Origin of the sequence: Nocardioides oceani (assembly GCF_030412965.1) — a bacterium.
Taxonomy (GTDB): domain Bacteria; phylum Actinomycetota; class Actinomycetes; order Propionibacteriales; family Nocardioidaceae; genus Nocardioides; species Nocardioides oceani.
In genome coordinates this window covers 884495-900323 of sequence record NZ_JAUHJQ010000001.1, presented here as the reverse complement: position 1 = coordinate 900323, position 15829 = coordinate 884495, and the positions used below count along the sequence as shown (strand labels likewise).

The 15829-nt window shown below is 74.2% G+C and carries 14 protein-coding genes; 13 read left to right on the top strand and 1 reads right to left on the bottom strand.

Going from position 1 to position 15829, the window contains the following annotated elements; all coding sequences use genetic code 11:
- Positions 1-105 precede the first annotated feature (105 nt).
- Complete coding sequence (locus QWY28_RS04320) at positions 106-726, top strand: TetR/AcrR family transcriptional regulator (protein ID WP_300951075.1); 621 nt, start codon at positions 106-108, stop codon at positions 724-726.
- A 249-nt stretch (positions 727-975) separates the two neighbouring features.
- Here the strand turns inward: QWY28_RS04320 and casG are convergent, their stop codons facing one another.
- On the bottom strand, positions 976-2619 hold the full coding sequence (casG, locus tag QWY28_RS04315) for a steroid-24-oyl-CoA synthetase (protein ID WP_300951074.1): 1644 nt from the start codon (positions 2617-2619) through the stop codon (positions 976-978).
- Between the two features lie 364 nt (positions 2620-2983).
- Here casG and QWY28_RS04310 point away from each other — a divergent pair, with 364 nt between their 5' ends.
- The 12 genes from QWY28_RS04310 (at position 2984) to QWY28_RS04255 (ending at position 15829) form a co-directional block, all read left to right on the top strand.
- Positions 2984-4384, top strand: a complete 1401-nt coding sequence (locus QWY28_RS04310; protein WP_300951073.1) for an ABC transporter substrate-binding protein — start codon at positions 2984-2986, stop codon at positions 4382-4384.
- 87 nt (positions 4385-4471) lie between these two features.
- Positions 4472-6790 carry a branched-chain amino acid ABC transporter permease gene (locus tag QWY28_RS04305; protein ID WP_300951072.1) on the top strand — a complete coding sequence of 773 codons (2319 nt, stop codon included), beginning with the start codon at positions 4472-4474 and terminating at the stop codon, positions 6788-6790.
- Positions 6777-7520 carry an ABC transporter ATP-binding protein gene (locus QWY28_RS04300; protein ID WP_300951071.1) on the top strand — a complete coding sequence of 248 codons (744 nt, stop codon included), beginning with the start codon at positions 6777-6779 and terminating at the stop codon, positions 7518-7520. Before QWY28_RS04305 ends, QWY28_RS04300 begins: the two co-directional genes overlap by 14 nt.
- The gene (locus QWY28_RS04295; RefSeq protein WP_300951070.1) at positions 7517-8260 is read left to right on the top strand and encodes an ABC transporter ATP-binding protein; all 744 of its coding nucleotides are present in this window, start codon (positions 7517-7519) and stop codon (positions 8258-8260) included. The genes QWY28_RS04300 and QWY28_RS04295 overlap by 4 nt, the downstream gene beginning before the upstream one ends.
- Before the next feature lies 1 nt (position 8261).
- On the top strand, positions 8262-8615 hold the full coding sequence (locus QWY28_RS04290) for a hypothetical protein (protein WP_300951069.1): 354 nt from the start codon (positions 8262-8264) through the stop codon (positions 8613-8615).
- Complete coding sequence (locus QWY28_RS04285) at positions 8612-10033, top strand: amidase (RefSeq protein ID WP_300951068.1); 1422 nt, start codon at positions 8612-8614, stop codon at positions 10031-10033. Before QWY28_RS04290 ends, QWY28_RS04285 begins: the two co-directional genes overlap by 4 nt.
- A 164-nt stretch (positions 10034-10197) precedes the next feature.
- A complete protein-coding gene (locus QWY28_RS04280; RefSeq protein ID WP_300951067.1) occupies positions 10198-11364 on the top strand; it encodes an acyl-CoA dehydrogenase family protein in 1167 nt (388 codons plus the stop codon).
- The gene (locus tag QWY28_RS04275) at positions 11361-12359 is read left to right on the top strand and encodes a bifunctional MaoC family dehydratase N-terminal/OB-fold nucleic acid binding domain-containing protein (protein ID WP_300951066.1); all 999 of its coding nucleotides are present in this window, start codon (positions 11361-11363) and stop codon (positions 12357-12359) included. Before QWY28_RS04280 ends, QWY28_RS04275 begins: the two co-directional genes overlap by 4 nt.
- A complete protein-coding gene (locus tag QWY28_RS04270; protein ID WP_300951065.1) occupies positions 12359-13468 on the top strand; it encodes an acyl-CoA dehydrogenase family protein in 1110 nt (369 codons plus the stop codon). The genes QWY28_RS04275 and QWY28_RS04270 overlap by 1 nt, the downstream gene beginning before the upstream one ends.
- Positions 13465-13860: a MaoC/PaaZ C-terminal domain-containing protein gene (locus QWY28_RS04265; protein WP_300951064.1), complete on the top strand. Its 396-nt coding sequence runs from the start codon at positions 13465-13467 to the stop codon at positions 13858-13860. Before QWY28_RS04270 ends, QWY28_RS04265 begins: the two co-directional genes overlap by 4 nt.
- Positions 13857-15044 carry a lipid-transfer protein gene (locus QWY28_RS04260; RefSeq protein WP_300951063.1) on the top strand — a complete coding sequence of 396 codons (1188 nt, stop codon included), beginning with the start codon at positions 13857-13859 and terminating at the stop codon, positions 15042-15044. Before QWY28_RS04265 ends, QWY28_RS04260 begins: the two co-directional genes overlap by 4 nt.
- A complete protein-coding gene (locus QWY28_RS04255) occupies positions 15041-15829 on the top strand; it encodes a MaoC/PaaZ C-terminal domain-containing protein (RefSeq protein WP_300951062.1) in 789 nt (262 codons plus the stop codon). Before QWY28_RS04260 ends, QWY28_RS04255 begins: the two co-directional genes overlap by 4 nt.

Genomic DNA, 15829 nt, shown 5'->3' with positions numbered 1-15829 from the left:
CGAACCGCGCGGTGCCGGCAGTGGCGCGTCTCACTCACCGGTAGCCTGCGGAGGCCCCGTCGGGACGCAGGCGGAGGATGGGGACCCAGACCCCGAGGGAGCACCGTGCCACGAGTAGCCGAGGACCGGGCGCCGGCCGAGCCGACGTCGCCGGAGCAGAAGGAGCGCTACCGCCGCATCCTGCGCGCGGCCGCCCGGCACGGTGCGGTCAAGGAGATGGAGCGGGTCCAGATGCTCGACGTCGCCCGCGACGCCGGCGTCGCGATCGCGACCCTCTACCGCTACTTCCCGTCCAAGACGCACCTGTTCACCGCGCTGATGCGCTCCCAGGTCGAGCGGCTCGCCGAGCTCGCCGTCGAGCCGGTCCCCGGCGAGCCCGCCGAGGAGGCGATCGCCCGGCTGCTCATCCGCTCCGGGCGCTGGCTGCTGAGCACGCCGCTGCTCGCCCACGCGATGATGCAGTCCAACAACGCGACGGTCGCCCAGACTCCCAGTGCCGGCGTCACCGAGGCCTTCACCGACCTGATGCTGACCGCCGGCGGGTTCGAGGAACCCACCGACCACGAGCTGCGGCTGCTCCGCCTGCTCGAGCAGTCGTGGTACGGCATCCTCATCACCGCCCTGAACGGCCACATCACCCACGAGCAGGCCGAGGCCGACACCGTGCTGGTCTGCCGGGCGCTCCTCCGCGAGCGCGAGCCGGTGGACGACCTGACCTCGGCCTGACTCGGCCTGGTCCTGGTCCTCGGCCTGGCCGGGTCCGGGTCCGGGTCCGGGTCCGCTCGAGCGTCCACCATCGTTCAATTGCGCGGTTCTGACCGGGTGGGAGCGCTCCCACCCGGTCGCAATCGTTCAATTGAACGATCGTGTGCGCGGACCACGAGGCGCCCCGGAACCAACCCCGGGTCACCGACCCGGGCACCAACCCCGGGCCACCCGCGCCGGCTCACCGACCCCGGGGTCACCCGCGCCGGGTCAGGCGCTGACCTCGCGCCGGATCACCTTGCCGGTCGCGTTGCGGGGGAGCGGCGTGGTGCTGAGGCGCCACTGCGTCGGCACCTTGAAGTAGGCCAGCGCCTCGGCCGCGTGCTCGCGCAGGCGCGCGTCGAGGGTGTCGAGGTCGGCCTCGGGCCGGGGGACGACGACGGCCGCGACCTCCTGGCCGAGGTCGGGATGGTCGACGCCGATGACGATGCACTCGGCGACGTCGGGGTGGTCGGCCAGCACGCCCTCGACCTCGGCGGGGTAGACGTTCTCCCCGCCCCGGATGATCAGGTCCGAGCGGCGGCTGCTGAGGCTGACCCGGCCCTGCTCGTCACGGACGCCGAGGTCGCCGGTGTGCAGCCAGCGGTCGGCCCGGATGGCCTGGGCGGTGGCGTCCTCGTCGCCCCAGTAGCCGAGCATGTTGTAGGCGCTGCGCACGCAGATCTCGCCCTCGACGCCGGCGGGCACGGGCCGGCCCTGGCCGTCGCGGACCTCCATCTCGACGCCGACGATGGGGTTGCCGAGGGTGCCGGGCGCCTCGGCGAGGTCCATGGGGGTCGCGACGGCCACCGCGGTGCACGACTCGGTGAGGCCGTAGCTGTCGACCAGCGACGAGGCGAACGGCAGGTGGTCGCGCAGCCGCTGCTTGAGCTGCGGCGAGGACGGGGCCGAGGCGAGGGCGAAGGCGGTGAGGGAGGAGGTGTCGTAGCCGGACAGGTCGGCCTCGAGCAGGCGGCTGGCCATCGTCGGCACCGCGCCCCAGTTGGTGACGCGCTCGCGCTCGACGAGCCGCATCACCGGGTCCACCTGGAACGAGCCGAGGTGCAGGGCCACCTTGCTGCCGGTCGCGAGCCGCGGCACGACGATGTTGTGCAGGCTCGCGATGTGGAACAGCGGCATCACCATCAGGTAGGTGCGGTCGCGCGGGTCGGTCGGGTCCCCGAAGGCGCCGAGGAGCGCGTCGCTCATCCGGTGGTACTCCACGACCGAGAGCAGGTTGCGGTGGGAGTGCGTGGCGCCCTTGGGCCGGCCCGAGGTGCCGGAGGTGTAGAGGATGACCGCCGGGTCGTCCTCGGCCACGTCGGCCGAGGGCAACGGCGCGTCGGGGTGGGCCTGCGCGAGCCCGCGCACGTCCTCGAGGCCCAGCACGGGGACGGTGGTGTCCCCGAGCAGCGCGCGCCGCCGGTCGTCGGCGACGACGAGCACCGGCTGCGCGTGCTCGATGCCGAAGGCCAGTTCCCGGGCCGACCACCAGGCGTTGAAGCCGACGGTCACGGCGCCGATCGAGGCGGCCGCCCAGAAGGTGAGCATCCACTCCACGCTGTTGGCGGCGGCGACGGCCACGCGGTCGCCGGGGCGTACGCCGTGCTCCTCGCGCAGCGCCTGGGCCAGGGACGAGACGAGCGCGGCGTGCTCGGCGAAGCTGATCCGCTCCTCCAGCGTGGCGACGTACGTGCGGTCGCCGTGCGCGACGGACTCGGCCAGCAGCTCGTGCAGCGCGCGGCGCCGGTTCGCGAACAGGGTGACCGGCGCGCCGAGCACCTCCTCGCGGACCAGCTCGAAGGGCGCGCCCGGAGCGGTCAGCCCGGTGACGACCTGGCGGGCGGCGAGACGGGGGTCGGCCTGGGTGGTCATGCGCGCTCCTGCGGAAGGCTGGGATGGATGCCCGCCGGCGTGCCCGGCGGGCCGGCGACGGCGTGGACGACGGTGTGGACGACGGTGTGACGACGGCGACAGTGTGACGTCGCCCGGCCCGCGCACCACGGTCCGTACCGATGAGCGGGACCGCCCGTCCGGACCTGCCCGATCCGGCCGGTGTCCGTCTCGTGCCGCTGTCCCGCTCACCGGGATCAACCGTGCTGGCGTGGTCGGGGTCACACACATGCTCAGCCCGCAGGTCCGGGTTCCTGCCGCCGCCGACGAGGGGCCAGACGCACTCCCGGCTGACAACCGCCACCTGCCGCCCGATGGCGGTCAGCGACGAAGGAGATCGACCCAGATGAGAACTCTCAGGAGCGTGCGCAGCGCCCGGGTGGGCGCCGTCGCCCTCACCCTGGCGCTCGCCGCCAGCGCCTGCGGCTCGGACCGCGACAGCGACGACGCCGGCCAGGCGAGCGGGGACGGCGCGTCCACCTCGGCCGCGGCGTCCGCCACGACGTTCGGCGACCTCGAGTCGCCCTGCGGGGACGGGGACGCCTCGGGTGCGACCGACCAGGGCGTCACCGACGAGACCATCACCATCGGCTACGGCGACGACCGCGGTTTCGCCTCGGCGCCCGGCCTCAACGAGGAGATGGGCGACGCCGTCAAGGCGATGATCGCCTGGTGCAACGAGCAGGGCGGCATCAACGGCCGCGAGGTCGTCGGCAACCAGTACGACGCCGCGATGACCAACGCCGCCGCGGTCATGCAGAAGTCCTGCAAGCAGGACTTCATGCTCGTCGGCCAGGGCTTCGCCTACGACGAGGCCGCCGAGCAGTTCCGCGTCGGCTGCGACCTGCCGACCGTCGCCGGCTTCGTGATCGGCCCCAACTCCTCGATGGGCCCGGACAAGTTCGAGTCCGTGCCGCTGCCGCTGGACTACTACAACGCCGCGAACCTCGCCTCGGGCATGGAGGTCCACCCCGAGATCGAGGAGGGCGTCACCGCCCTCGGTTCGACCTCGCCGGCCATCGCGCAGGGCGTCGAGAAGGTCAAGGAGGTCTACGGCGAGCTCGGCGCGAACGTCGAGGAGTGCGGAGTCACCCTCAGCCAGGAGGGCGAGGCCAACTACGTGCCGTTCGCCGAGAAGCTCAAGGACTGCGGCGCCTCCGCCCTGTGGATCACGAACAGCCCCAGCCCGATCGCCTTCGGCCTGCTCGAGGCGCTGCAGCGGGTGGACGCCGACCTGACCTACGTCTTCGAGTCGACCTGGTACAACGACGTCACCCGTGACTGGAACGCCCAGTCCGGTGCCGCCGACGGCATGGTCAGCGGCATGGTGTTCCAGCCGTTCGAGAACGCCGACGTCGTGCCGGCCGTCCAGGACTACCTCGACATCCTCGAGGGCGCGGGCGCCGACCCGGGCCTGCTGAGCATGCAGGCGGTCTCCGCCTTCCTCCTGTGGGCCGACGTCGCCCAGGACTGCGGCTCGGACCTGACCCGCGAGTGCATGGTCGCCGGCCTCTCCGACGTCCACGAGTGGAGCGGTGGCGGGCTGCACGCCCCGAGCGACCCGGGCGCGAACATGCCGCCGGAGTGCGCGCTGGTCGTCGAGCTCCAGGGCGACGCCTTCGAGCAGGTCTTCCCTGCGGAGAAGGGCGAGTTCAGCTGCGACGAGGCGTACGTCGTCGAGACCGACCCCGCGGCGTCCGGCGTGACGCTCAACGAGGACCGGATCTCCACCGCCTTCCTCAAGTAGCCCATCCCGGCCCCGGCCGGCCGCGCACGTCGCGGTCGGCCGGGACCGGGCCCCACCCGTCCGACGGACGTCCGAGGTGAGCCCCGCATGACCCTCTTCCTGACCTTCACCGTGCTCGGCCTCGTGCTGGGCGCGGTCTACGCGATCGCGGCCTCCGGCCTCGTGCTGACGTACAACACGTCGGGCATCTTCAACTTCGCCCACGGCGCCCAGGCGATGATCGGCGCCTTCCTCTACTACCAGCTGCAGGTGGTGTGGGGCGTCCCGGCGCTCCTGAGCGTGCTGGTGCTGCTGCTCGTCGTCGGCCCGTTGATGGGCTTCCTGCTGCACCGCTTCATCATGGGCGGCCTGCGCGACACCGCGGACGTCACCAAGATCGTGGTCACCGTCGCGATCCTGCTCGGCTTCGTCTCGCTGTCGCACTGGGCGTGGGACCCGCAGGAAGCCCGGATGACCAAGATGTTCTTCGGCGTCGACAGCTACGTCACCGTCGGCGGCGTCGTCGTCCGCTACCACGAGATCATCTGCCTCCTCGCCGCCGCGGCGATCGCCATCGGGCTGCGGCTCCTCTTCACCCGGTCCCGCGTGGGCGTGCTGATGCGGGCCACCGTGGACGACCCGGACCTGCTGCGCCTCAACGGCCACGACCCCGAGCGGATCGCCGCGACCGCCTGGGCGCTCGGCTCCACGCTCGCCGTGCTGGCCGGCATCCTGATCACCCCGGTCGCGGGCGGCGCGCTGGAGGCCAACGCCCTGACCCTGCTGGTCATCGACGCCTTCGCCGCCGCTCTCTTCGGCCGCCTGCGCAGCATCCCGCGCACGTTCGTCGGCGCCATCGTCCTCGGCCTCGCGAGCACCTACCTGGTGGCCTACGCGCCGAGCGAGTGGAGCTGGGTCACCAACCTGCGTGACGCCCTGCCGATGATCATCCTCTTCATCGTGCTGCTGGTCCTGCCGCAGGACCGGCTGCGCGGCGCCGCCGTGCGCACCCGCGAGCGCTACGAGGTGCCCACCGTGCGCCGGGCGGCGGTCTGGGCGGGCGTGATGGTCCTCGCGACCGTCGCCTTCCGCCAGCTGATCGACGACTCGAGCGTCGGCACCCTCGTGCTCGGCCTGTCCTTCGCGATCATGGCCCTCTCGCTCACCCTGCTCACCGGCTACGCCGGCGAGCTCAACCTCGCGCCGGTCTCCTTCGGCGCGATCGCGACGATCGTGGCGTTCCACAGCGGCATCGAGGGCGAGGGCCTCGACGCGCGGATGAACGTCGTCGGGCTGGCGCTCGGCGTGCTGGCCGCCGCCCTCACCGGCGCGCTGGTGGCGCTGCCGGCGCTGCGGCTGCGCGGGCTCTACCTCGCGCTCGCGACGCTCGCCTTCGGCGGGCTCGTCTCCTCGATGGTGCTGCGCGAGACCCAGGAGCGCTCCTGGTTCGGCCAGGACCTCGCGCTGTTCCCCAACGGCAACCTGATCGTCTCCCCGCTCGCGGTGGGCCCGCTCGACCTCGGGGACCAGACGACGTTCCTCTACACCGCCTCCGCGGTCTTCGCCGTGCTGGGCGTCGGCGTCGTCGCGCTGCGCAACAGCGGGTACGGCCGCCGCCTGGCCGCCATGAAGGACAGCCCGGCCGCGGCCGCGATGCTCGGCCAGCGCCTGCCGCTGCTGAAGCTGTCGGTCTTCATGATCTCCACCGGCATGGCCGGCCTCGGCGGCGTCTTCATGTCGATGGCGCTGAGCTCGGTGACGGCCGACCACTTCGTCTACACGCTGAGCCTCTCGCTGGTCATGCTCACCGTCGTCGGCGGCATCGGCTACGTCAGCGGCGCGCTCGTCGGCGGCCTGCTCGCCGGCGGGGGCTTCGCCCTCATCGTCGGGTCCTTCAACGAGCTCTCGATCGAGCACCCGGTGCACGCCGAGACCTTCGGCGTCCTGTCCCATCTCTTCCTCGTGCTGACCGCGCTGATCGGCATCGGGGTCGGGGACAACCCGAGCGGGAACATGCACGCCATCTTCCGCGGCCAGCGGGTCCTGGCCCGCGCGCCCGAGGTGCGGTACGCCGCGCTCGCGCTGACCACGGTGCTGTACGCGCTGGCCTACACCGAGGTCATCGGCACCTGGACGTTCTCCCTCCTGGTGCTCGTCCTGTGGCTCGCGCTCCCGGCGATCGGCACCGCCCTGCGCGCCGAGAAGATCCTGCCGCCCGAGGCGGTCGCGGCCCGCCGCGCGACGCCGCTGGAGCTGGTCGGCATCGACACGCCGTACCCGCCGCTGCTGGCCGAGCACCTCGACCGGGAGCTCGGCCTGCCCGCCCGGCACCGCGCCACCGTCCCGGCGCCGCCGGTCGCCGACGCCACCGCCCGCACCACCACCGGCCCCGTCGCCGGGGAGGAGGCCCAGCATGTCCCCGTCTGAGACCGTGCTCGAGACCACCGGGGTCGTGGTGCGCTTCGGCGGCAACACCGCCGTCGACGACGTCGGCATCGACATCCGCGCGGCCGGCGTCACCGGGCTGATCGGCCCCAACGGCGCCGGCAAGACCACGCTCTACAACTGCATCACCGGCATGCAGCGGCCCGACGCCGGCCGGGTCGTCTTCGACGGCCAGGACGTCACCGGCCTCGCCCCCGGGGCCCGGGCCCGGCGCGGCATGGCCCGGACCTTCCAGCGGCTCGAGCTGTTCCTCTCCCTCAGCGTCCGCGACAACCTCCGGGTGGCGGGCGACATCGTCCGCGCCAACACGCGGCGCAAGCTCGACGTCGAGGCCGAGACCGACCGCGTCCTGGAGCTCACCGGCCTCACCGACGTGGCCCACCTCGACGTCTCCGACATCCCCACCGGCCGCGCCCGCGTGGTCGAGGTGGCGCGGGCGCTGATGACCCGGCCGCGGCTGCTGCTGCTCGACGAGCCGGCCTCGGGCCAGACCGAGCAGGAGACCGAGAAGTTCGCCGCGATGCTCCGCGCGCTGGCCGACGACGGGCTGGCGATCTGCCTGGTCGAGCACGACCTGCCGCTCGTCATGGGCCTGTGCTCGCGGATCCACGTGCTCGACCACGGGGTGCTCATCGCCTCCGGGACGCCCGCCGAGGTGCAGGCCTCGCCGGCCGTCATCGAGGCCTACATCGGAGCGGAGGTCGTCGCATGACGGTCACGAGCCCGGTCGCGGGGCACGACGCCGCGGCCCCGGAGGAGCCGGTCGTCGAGCTGGTCGGCGTGCGGGCGGCGTACGGCGCCATCGAGGTGCTCAAGGGCGTCGACCTCGTCGTGCCCGTCGGCTCCGTGGTCGCCCTGCTCGGACCCAACGGCGGCGGCAAGACCACCACCATGAAGATCGTCAGCGGCCTGATGCCGACGACCGCCGGCGAGCTGCGGCTCTCCGGCCGCAACGTCACCGGCATCACCGCGACCGAGGCCAGCCGGCTCGGCGTCTGCTCGATCCCCGAGGGCCGCGGCGTCTTCGCCAACCTCACGGTGCGCGAGAACCTCTGGGTCGCCACCGGGACCGGCACGCCGCTGGCGGAGGTCGAGGAGGCGGCGTACACCCGCTTCCCCAAGCTCGGTGACCGCCGCAACCAGCTCGCCGGATCCATGTCCGGCGGCGAGCAGCAGATGCTCGCGCTCTCCCGCGCGCTGGGCACCAGTCCCGCCGTGCTGCTGCTCGACGAGCTGTCGATGGGGCTCGCGCCGATGATCGTCTCGCAGATGTACGACATCGTCGGCCAGCTGGCCGAGGAGGGCATCTCGATCCTGCTCGCCGAGCAGTTCGCCCGCGTGGTGCTCCCGATCGCCGACACCGCCGCCCTCATGCTCGGCGGCCGCATCGTCGCCGTCGGCGACCCCGCCGACATCGAACACGAACTCTCCACCACCTACCTGGGAGGCTGACATGCTCACCGAAGAACGACGCGCCGAGTTCCACCAGCAGGTCGCGGCCACGAAGCTCAAGGCCGACGGGTCCAAGGGCGACCGCCCGGTGCGCGTCATCGGCATCCTGCTGATGCTCGGCGGCACCGTGGGCGCGTTCGTCGCCTACAACGCCTCGCTGGCCCAGTCCGACACCCGCGACATCACCTCCAGCCTGATCATGGCCGTCGCGTGCCTGGCGCTGACCGTCGTCGGGGCGGCGATGTACGTCGCCACCGCGGTCACCAAGGTGCTGCGGCTGTGGCTGCTGCGCCAGCTGGTGGAGGGCCAGAACCAGACCGACCAGCTCACCGCCGCGCTGCGCGAGCGCGGGTGAGCGAGCACCCTCTGGACCGGCTGGACGCCACCGGCCTCGCCGCAGCGGTCCGCGCGGGCGAGGTCGGGGTCCGTGAGGTCGTCGAGGAGTCGATCGCCCGGATCGAGGCCCGGAACCCGGCCGTCAACGCCGTGGTCCACGCCCGCGTGGACGCGGCGCTCGCCGAGGTCGACGCGGGCCTGCCCGACGGACCGCTGCGCGGAGTCCCCGTGCTGGTCAAGGACCTGTACGCCGACGTGGCCGGCCTGCCCTCGACACGGGGCAGCCGGCTCTTCGCCGACCACGTGGCGAGCGCCGACAGCGAGCTGGTCCGCCGCTACAAGCGGGCCGGCGCGGTGGTGCTCGGCACGACGAACGTGCCCGAGCTCGGCTACAACGCCAGCACCGAGGGACAGCTGTTCGGTCCGTGCCGCAACCCGCGCGACCCCGGGCGTTCCTCCGGAGGGTCGAGCGGCGGGTCCGCGGTGGCCGTCGCGACCGGGATGGTGCCGGTCGCGACCGCCAGCGACGGGGGCGGGTCGATCCGCATCCCGGCGTCGATGAACGGCCTCGTCGGGCTCAAGCCGGGCCGCGGCCGGGTCAGCCCGGCGCCTTACCCCTCCACGCTCGCCGGCCCGGTGAGCGTGCACCACGCCCTGACGACCACGGTCCGCGACAGCGCCCTGCTGCTCGACGTGACCCACGGCTCGCTGCCCGGCGACGCCTTCGGCGCCCCCACGCCCGAGGCGCCCTTCGTCGAGCTCGCCGGCCGCGACCCGGGCCGGCTGCGGATCGGCATGGCGCTCGCCCCCGGTGACGGGGAGCCCGCCTCGCGGGAGGTGGTCGCGGTGCTGCGCCGCGCCGCCGACCTGCTCGCCGACCTCGGCCACGAGGTCACCGAGACCACCCTGGACTACCGGCTCGAGGAGTCCCAGGGCGGTGGGGCGGTGCTCATGGGCGCCGGCCTCGTCGCCGGGGTCGACGCGCGGCTCGCCGAGCTCGGCCGCGAGCTGCGCGAGGACGACCTCGAGCCGTTCACCCGGCTCCTGCTCGACCACTACCGGGCGACGCTCACCGGCGCGGACGTCGCCCGTGCGCTCGAGACCGCGCAGCGGGTCGGCTGGCGGCTGGGCAGCCAGCTGCGCACCCACGACGTGCTGCTCACCCCGACCCTCGCCGACCCCGTCCCGCCCCTGGGGCTGCTGGACACGACCCGGCCGGAGTCGATCTGGGAGCACGCGGGCCGCGTCTCGGCGTTCACCAGCGTCTTCAACCTCACCGGCCAGCCGGCGGTGTCGCTGCCGCTCGGCACCGACGCCACCGGGCTGCCGATCGGGGTGCAGCTGGCCGCCGACCTCGGTGGCGAGGGTCTCCTCCTGGCGCTCGCGACCCAGGTCGAGCGCGCCGCGCCCTGGGCCCGTCGCGCCCCCGGCTGCTGACGCGCACGGGCGCCGGCCGGACGCCCCGGTCGCCGGCCGGGGACCTCCCGATCAGCGGGACCGTCCCCGGTCGGCGACCCGCCCACGCACCTACGGTCGGCCTGCCGGCGGCACCCCCGCGCCCTCGGCTCGCGACCTCGGACCGACCCCACACGGAGGGTGCGTTGAACCTGCACGAGACGCCGGCCCAGCAGGCGCTGCGCACCGAGCTCCGCTCCTACTTCGCCGGGCTGCTGCCGCCGGACGAGCTGCGTGCGGTCGCCGAGCAGGGCGCCGGCGGGCCACGCTTCCGGGAGGTCGTGCGGATGCTCGGCCGCGACGGCTGGCTCGGCGTCGGCTGGCCCACCGAGTACGGCGGCCGGGGGCTCGGCCCCGAGGAGCAGTTCATCTTCTACGACGAGGTGCAGCGGGCCGGTGTGCCGTTCCCGCTGGTCACCGTCAACACCGTCGGCCCCACGCTCATGGAGTTCGGCACCGACGAGCAGAAGGCGACGTACCTGCCGAGCATCCTGCGCGGCGAGACGGTCTTCGCGATCGGCTACACCGAGCCCGGCGCCGGCACCGACCTGGCCTCCCTCACCACCCGGGCGGTCCGCGACGAGGCGACCGGCGACTTCGTCGTCGACGGGTCCAAGATCTTCACCACCGGCGGCAACACCGCCGACCACGTCTGGCTGGCCTGCCGCACCGACCCCGACGCCCCCAAGCACCAGGGCATCTCGATCCTCGTCGTGCCGTGCGACGACCCCGGGTTCAGCTGGAGCCCGATCCGCGCGGTCGGCGGCATGAGCGTCACCGCGACGTACTACAGCGGCATCCGCGTGCCCGCGGCCAACCTCGTCGGCGGGCTGCACGAGGGATGGCGGCTGATCACCGCCCAGCTCAACCACGAGCGGGTCGCGCTCGCCGCCCTCGGCGGCCGGATGATCCAGCTCTGGGAGCAGGTCGTCGCGTGGGCCCGGGAGACCGGCGCCACCGAGCTGCCCTGGGTGCGCTCCGAGCTCGCGCGCGCGCACGCCCGCCTCGAGGCGATGCGCCTGATGAACGGCAAGCTGACCGCCGAGGTCGCCGGCGGTGCGCTGAGCGGCACCACCGCCGGCGCGGCGAAGACCTACGGCACCGAGACCCACGTCGAGGTCCAGCGGATCCTCGCCCACGTGCTCGGCGCGGGTGGCCGGATCCGCCCGGGCTCGCCGGCCGCCGTGCTCCACGGGCAGGTCGAGCAGATCTCGCGGCAGGGCATCGTCAACACCTTCGGCGGCGGCGTCAACGAGGTGCTGCGCGACATGATCGCCACCCAGGGCCTGGGCCTGCCGAGGTCGCGCCGGTGAGCGCGGTGGAGGCAGGCGCCGGGGAGACAGGCGCGGTGGCCGGCGCGACGTACGACGCGCGGCTCGAGGCGTTCGTCGGCGCCGTCCTGCAGCCGCGGACCCCGGCGCAGGACCCGGTGAACGTCCCGATGATCCGGCACTGGGTCGAGGCCATGGAGCTGACCGACCCGGTGCACCTCGACGTCGAGGCGGCGCGCGCGACCGGCCGCGAGGACGTGGTCGCGCCGGCCGCGATGGTGCAGGCCTGGGTGATGCGGGGGTACGCCGCGACCGTGCGGCCGGTGGCCGGCGGCGGTCGGTTCGCCGAGCTGGTCGACCTGCTCGGCGAGGGCGGCTACACCTCGGTCGTCGCCACCGACTCCGACCTCGAGCTGGTCCGCGAGCTGGTGCCCGGCGACCACGTCTCGGTCGAGGAGGTGGTCGAGTCGATCAGCCCCGAGAAGCGCACCGGGCTCGGCGCGGGTCGCTTCGTGACGACGCTGAAGACCTACCGCGACGCCGACGGGGAGGTCGTGGCCACCCAGCGCTGGCGGACCCTCCGCTTCGCGCCGGCCACCCCCCAGGAGCCCGCGGCACCGGAGGAGCCGGCCGCGCTCCGGCCGCGTCCGGCGACCAACCGCGACAACGCCTTCTGGTTCGACGCGGCCCGCGAGCACCGGCTGGTCATCCAGCGCTGCACCGGCTGCGGCACGCTGCGGCACCCGCCCGGGCCGATGTGCCCGCAGTGCCGCAGCCTGGCGTGGGACACCGTGACCGCGAGCGGGCGCGCGACGCTCTACAGCTGGGTCGTCGCCCACCACCCCCGCCACCCCGCGTTCGACTCGCCGTACGTCGTGGTCGTGGTGGACCTGGCCGAGGGCACCCGGCTGATCTCCAACGTCGTCGACCTGGCCCCCGAGGACCTCGAGGTCGGCATGCCGCTCGAGCTCCGCTGGCTCGACGCCGACCCCGATCTGACGCTGCCCGTCTTCGGGCCCGTCACCCAGGAGGACTGATGGACTTCACCCTCGACGAGGACTCCCTCGCGGTGCAGGGCCTCGCCCGCGAGATCCTCACCGACCGGGCGACCACGGCCCGGGTGCGCGAGGTCGAGACCAGCGACACCCGCGTCGACGAGGAGCTGTGGGCCGCGCTCACGAGCGCCGGCCTGACGGGACTGCTCGTGCCCGACGAGCACGGCGGCGCCGGGCTGGGCCTCGAGGCGCTGGCGGTGCTGCTGGAGGAACAGGGGCGCACCGTCGCCCCCGTCCCGGTGTGGCCGACGGCGGTCGCCACGCTGGCGCTGGCCCGCGCGGACGCCGCCGGCGGTGCGCACGGCCCGCTGCTGACCGGCATCGCGAGCGGCTCGGCGCGGGTCACCGTCGCGCTGGAGGAGTACGGCGCCGCCGACCCGGCCGCGCCGTCGACCTCCGCGTCCGAGGTCGGCGGCCGCTGGCTGCTGACCGGGGTCAAGGCCGCGGTGCCCTCGCCCGTCGGCGCCGGGCACGTCCTGGTCTCGGCCGCCACGCCCGACGGACCGGGGCTGTTCCTGGTCGCCGCGCACGCCGAAGGCGTGCGGTGGGAGACCATGCCGGTCACCACCCACGACCTCGCCGGCGAGCTCACCCTCGACGGCGCGGAGGGGCAGCCGGTCGGCTCCGGCGCGGCCCTGGCGGAGACGCTGCGGGACGCCCGGATCGCGCTGGCCGCCCTCCAGCTCGGCGTCGCGCAGGGCGCGCTCGCGCTCGCCGCGTCGTACCTCGCCGAGCGCGAGCAGTTCGGCCGGCCCCTCGGCAGCTTCCAGGCGGTGCAGCACCAGCTGGCCGACTGCTGGATCGACATCGACGCGCTGCGGGTCACCCTGGCGCAGGCCGTGTCCGACGCGGAGGCCGACAGCCCGTCGGCGGCCGCCTCGGCGCTGGTCGTCAGCTGGTGGCGCGCCCAGGCCGGTCTCGACGTGGTGCACCGCGTGCAGCACGTCCACGGTGGCATCGGCGTGGACGTCGACTACCCCGTGCACCGCTTCTTCCTCTGGGGCAAGCAGCTGTCGGGCACGCTCGGCGGTGCGGCGGCGACGCTCGCCGACCTCGGGGACGTCGTCGTCCGCGACGGGGTCGCGTCGTGACGGCCGTGGGCGAGGTGCTCCCGCCCCAGGACGTGCCGCTGACCCGCACGATGATCGTGGCGACCGCGATCGCCAGCCGCGACTACCAGGACGTGCACCACGACCCGGACCTCGCGGCCGCGCGCGGGTCGCGCGACATCTTCATGAACATCCTGACCAGCAACGCGCTCGCCGAGCGCTACGTCCGCGACTGGGCCGGCCCCGCGGCGCGCGTGCGCCGGATCAGGATCCGGCTCGGCGTCCCCAACCACCCCGGCGACACGATGACGCTGACCGGCGAGGTCGCCTCCGTCGACGGCCCGCAGGTCGAGGTGGCGGTGCGCGGGGAGAACTCGCTCGGCACCCACCTGAGCGGCTCGGTCACCGTCGAGGTCCCCGAGGAGCAGGCATGAGCACGCACCCGAGGGGCGTGCGCGGCTCGGCCGCGATCGTCGGCATCGGCGCCACGGAGTTCTCCAAGGCGTCGGGGCGCAGCGAGCTCCAGCTGGCCTGCGAGGCGGTGAGCGCCGCGCTCGACGACGCCGGCATCGCGCCGGCGGAGGTCGACGGGATGGTCACCTTCACCGCCGAGTCGAGCTCGGAGAACCACGTCGCCCGCAACCTCGGCATCGGCGACCTCACCTTCTTCTCCCGCGTCGGGCACGGCGGCGGGGCCGCCTGCGGCACGGTCGCGCACGCGGTCGCCGCGATCGAGGCCGGCCTCGCGTCCGTCGTGGTGTGCTGGCGGGCGTTCAACGAGCGGTCCGGCGAGCGCTACGGGCTCGGCCAGGCCGACCGGGCGATGGACACCAGCGCCGACCGGGCGGCGTACAGCTGGATGACGCCGTACGGCCTGTCCACCCCCGCGCAGTGGGTGGCGATGGCCGCGCGCCGCTACATGCACGAGTACGGCGCCACCTCCGAGGACTTCGGCCGGGTCGCGGTCGTGGACCGCAAGCACGCCGCGACCAACCCGCACGCGTGGTTCCACGGCCGCCCGATCACCCTCGAGGAGCACCAGGCCTCGCGCTGGATCGCCGAGCCGCTGCACCTGCTCGACTGCTGCCAGGAGACCGACGGCGGCCAGGCGCTGGTCGTCGTCGCCGCCGACCGCGCGCGGGACCTCGCGCAGCGGCCCGCCTGGGTGCTCGGTGCCGCGCAGGGCCAGGCCGCCGACCAGCACATGATGACCTCCTACTACCGCCCCACGATCTCGGGCCTGCCCGAGATGGGCGTCGTCGCCGACCAGCTGTGGCGCCAGAGCGGGCTCGGGCCGGCCGACGTGCAGGCGGGCATCCTCTACGACCACTTCACGCCGTTCGTGCTGCCCCAGCTCGAGGAGCTCGGCTTCTGCGGGCGCGGCGAGGCGCGGCACTTCATCGCCGACGGCCACCTCGAGCTCGGCGGGTCGCTCCCGCTCAACACCCACGGCGGCCAGCTCGGCGAGGCCTACCTGCACGGCATGAACGGCATCGCGGAGGCGGTGCGCCTGGTGCGCGGCACCTCGGTCAACCAGCCCGCCGACGTCCACCACGTGCTCGTCACCGCCGGCACCGGCGTGCCCACGAGCGGGCTCGTCCTCGGGGACGTCGCGTGAGCGCCGGGGCGTGGGCCGGCCGCCCGCTCGGCGAGCGGACGGTGGCGTACGACGAGCGCGACGCGATCCTCTACGCGCTCGCCGTGGGGGCGGGCGCCGAGGACCTCGACCTGGTCTTCGAGGAGCGGCTGCGGGTGCTCCCGACCTTCGCGCTCACCCTCGCGCAGTGGGCGCCCGACGCGCTCGGGTCGCAGGGCGCCTTCGACACCACGACCGCCGTGCACGGCGCGCAGCGGCTCGAGGTGCTCCGCCCGCTGCCGCGTGCCGGAGAGCTGCGGCTGCAGGCCCGGGTCGGTGCGGTCTGGGACAAGGGCTCGGCGGCGGTCTTCGACGTCGAGGTCGAGAGCGACCACTTCGTCGCGACCTGGTCGATCTTCGCGCCCGGCGCCGGCGGGTTCGGCGGCGAGCGCGGCCCGTCCGCGCCGCGCGAGGACCTGGCCGGCGCGGAGGAGGTCGAGGTGGCGACGTACGCCACCCAGGCGGCGACGTACCGCCTGCTCGGCGACCGCCACCACATGCACGTCGACCCCGACGCGGCGCGGGCGGCCGGTCAGCCGCGGCCGTTCCTGCACGGGCTGTGCACGCTGGCCGCGATCACGCTGGGCGTGGCCGGCCGCGTCGGCGCCCACCCGGCCGACTTGCGCACGCTGGCCGGCCGGTTCGCCGCCCCGGTCTTCCCCGGTGAGCGGCTCGTCGCCCGGGTGGCGCCCGGCGGGGAGACCCGCTTCGACGCCACGACCGGCGACCGCTCGGTGATCACCGGCGGCCGGGTCTCCTTCGGCTGA

What these genes read in the sequence shown, in the direction of transcription:
- QWY28_RS04270 (WP_300951065.1), top strand. Translation starts at nt 12,359, where the DNA reads ATGGACTTCACCCTCGACGAGGACTCCCTCGCGGTGCAGGGCCTCGCC.
- QWY28_RS04300 (WP_300951071.1), top strand. Translation starts at nt 6,777, where the DNA reads ATGTCCCCGTCTGAGACCGTGCTCGAGACCACCGGGGTCGTGGTGCGC.
- QWY28_RS04290 (WP_300951069.1), top strand. Translation starts at nt 8,262, where the DNA reads ATGCTCACCGAAGAACGACGCGCCGAGTTCCACCAGCAGGTCGCGGCC.
- QWY28_RS04260 (WP_300951063.1), top strand. Translation starts at nt 13,857, where the DNA reads ATGAGCACGCACCCGAGGGGCGTGCGCGGCTCGGCCGCGATCGTCGGC.
- QWY28_RS04305 (WP_300951072.1), top strand. Translation starts at nt 4,472, where the DNA reads ATGACCCTCTTCCTGACCTTCACCGTGCTCGGCCTCGTGCTGGGCGCG.
- QWY28_RS04295 (WP_300951070.1), top strand. Translation starts at nt 7,517, where the DNA reads ATGACGGTCACGAGCCCGGTCGCGGGGCACGACGCCGCGGCCCCGGAG.
- QWY28_RS04310 (WP_300951073.1), top strand. Translation starts at nt 2,984, where the DNA reads ATGAGAACTCTCAGGAGCGTGCGCAGCGCCCGGGTGGGCGCCGTCGCC.
- casG (WP_300951074.1), bottom strand. Translation starts at nt 2,619, where the DNA reads ATGACCACCCAGGCCGACCCCCGTCTCGCCGCCCGCCAGGTCGTCACC.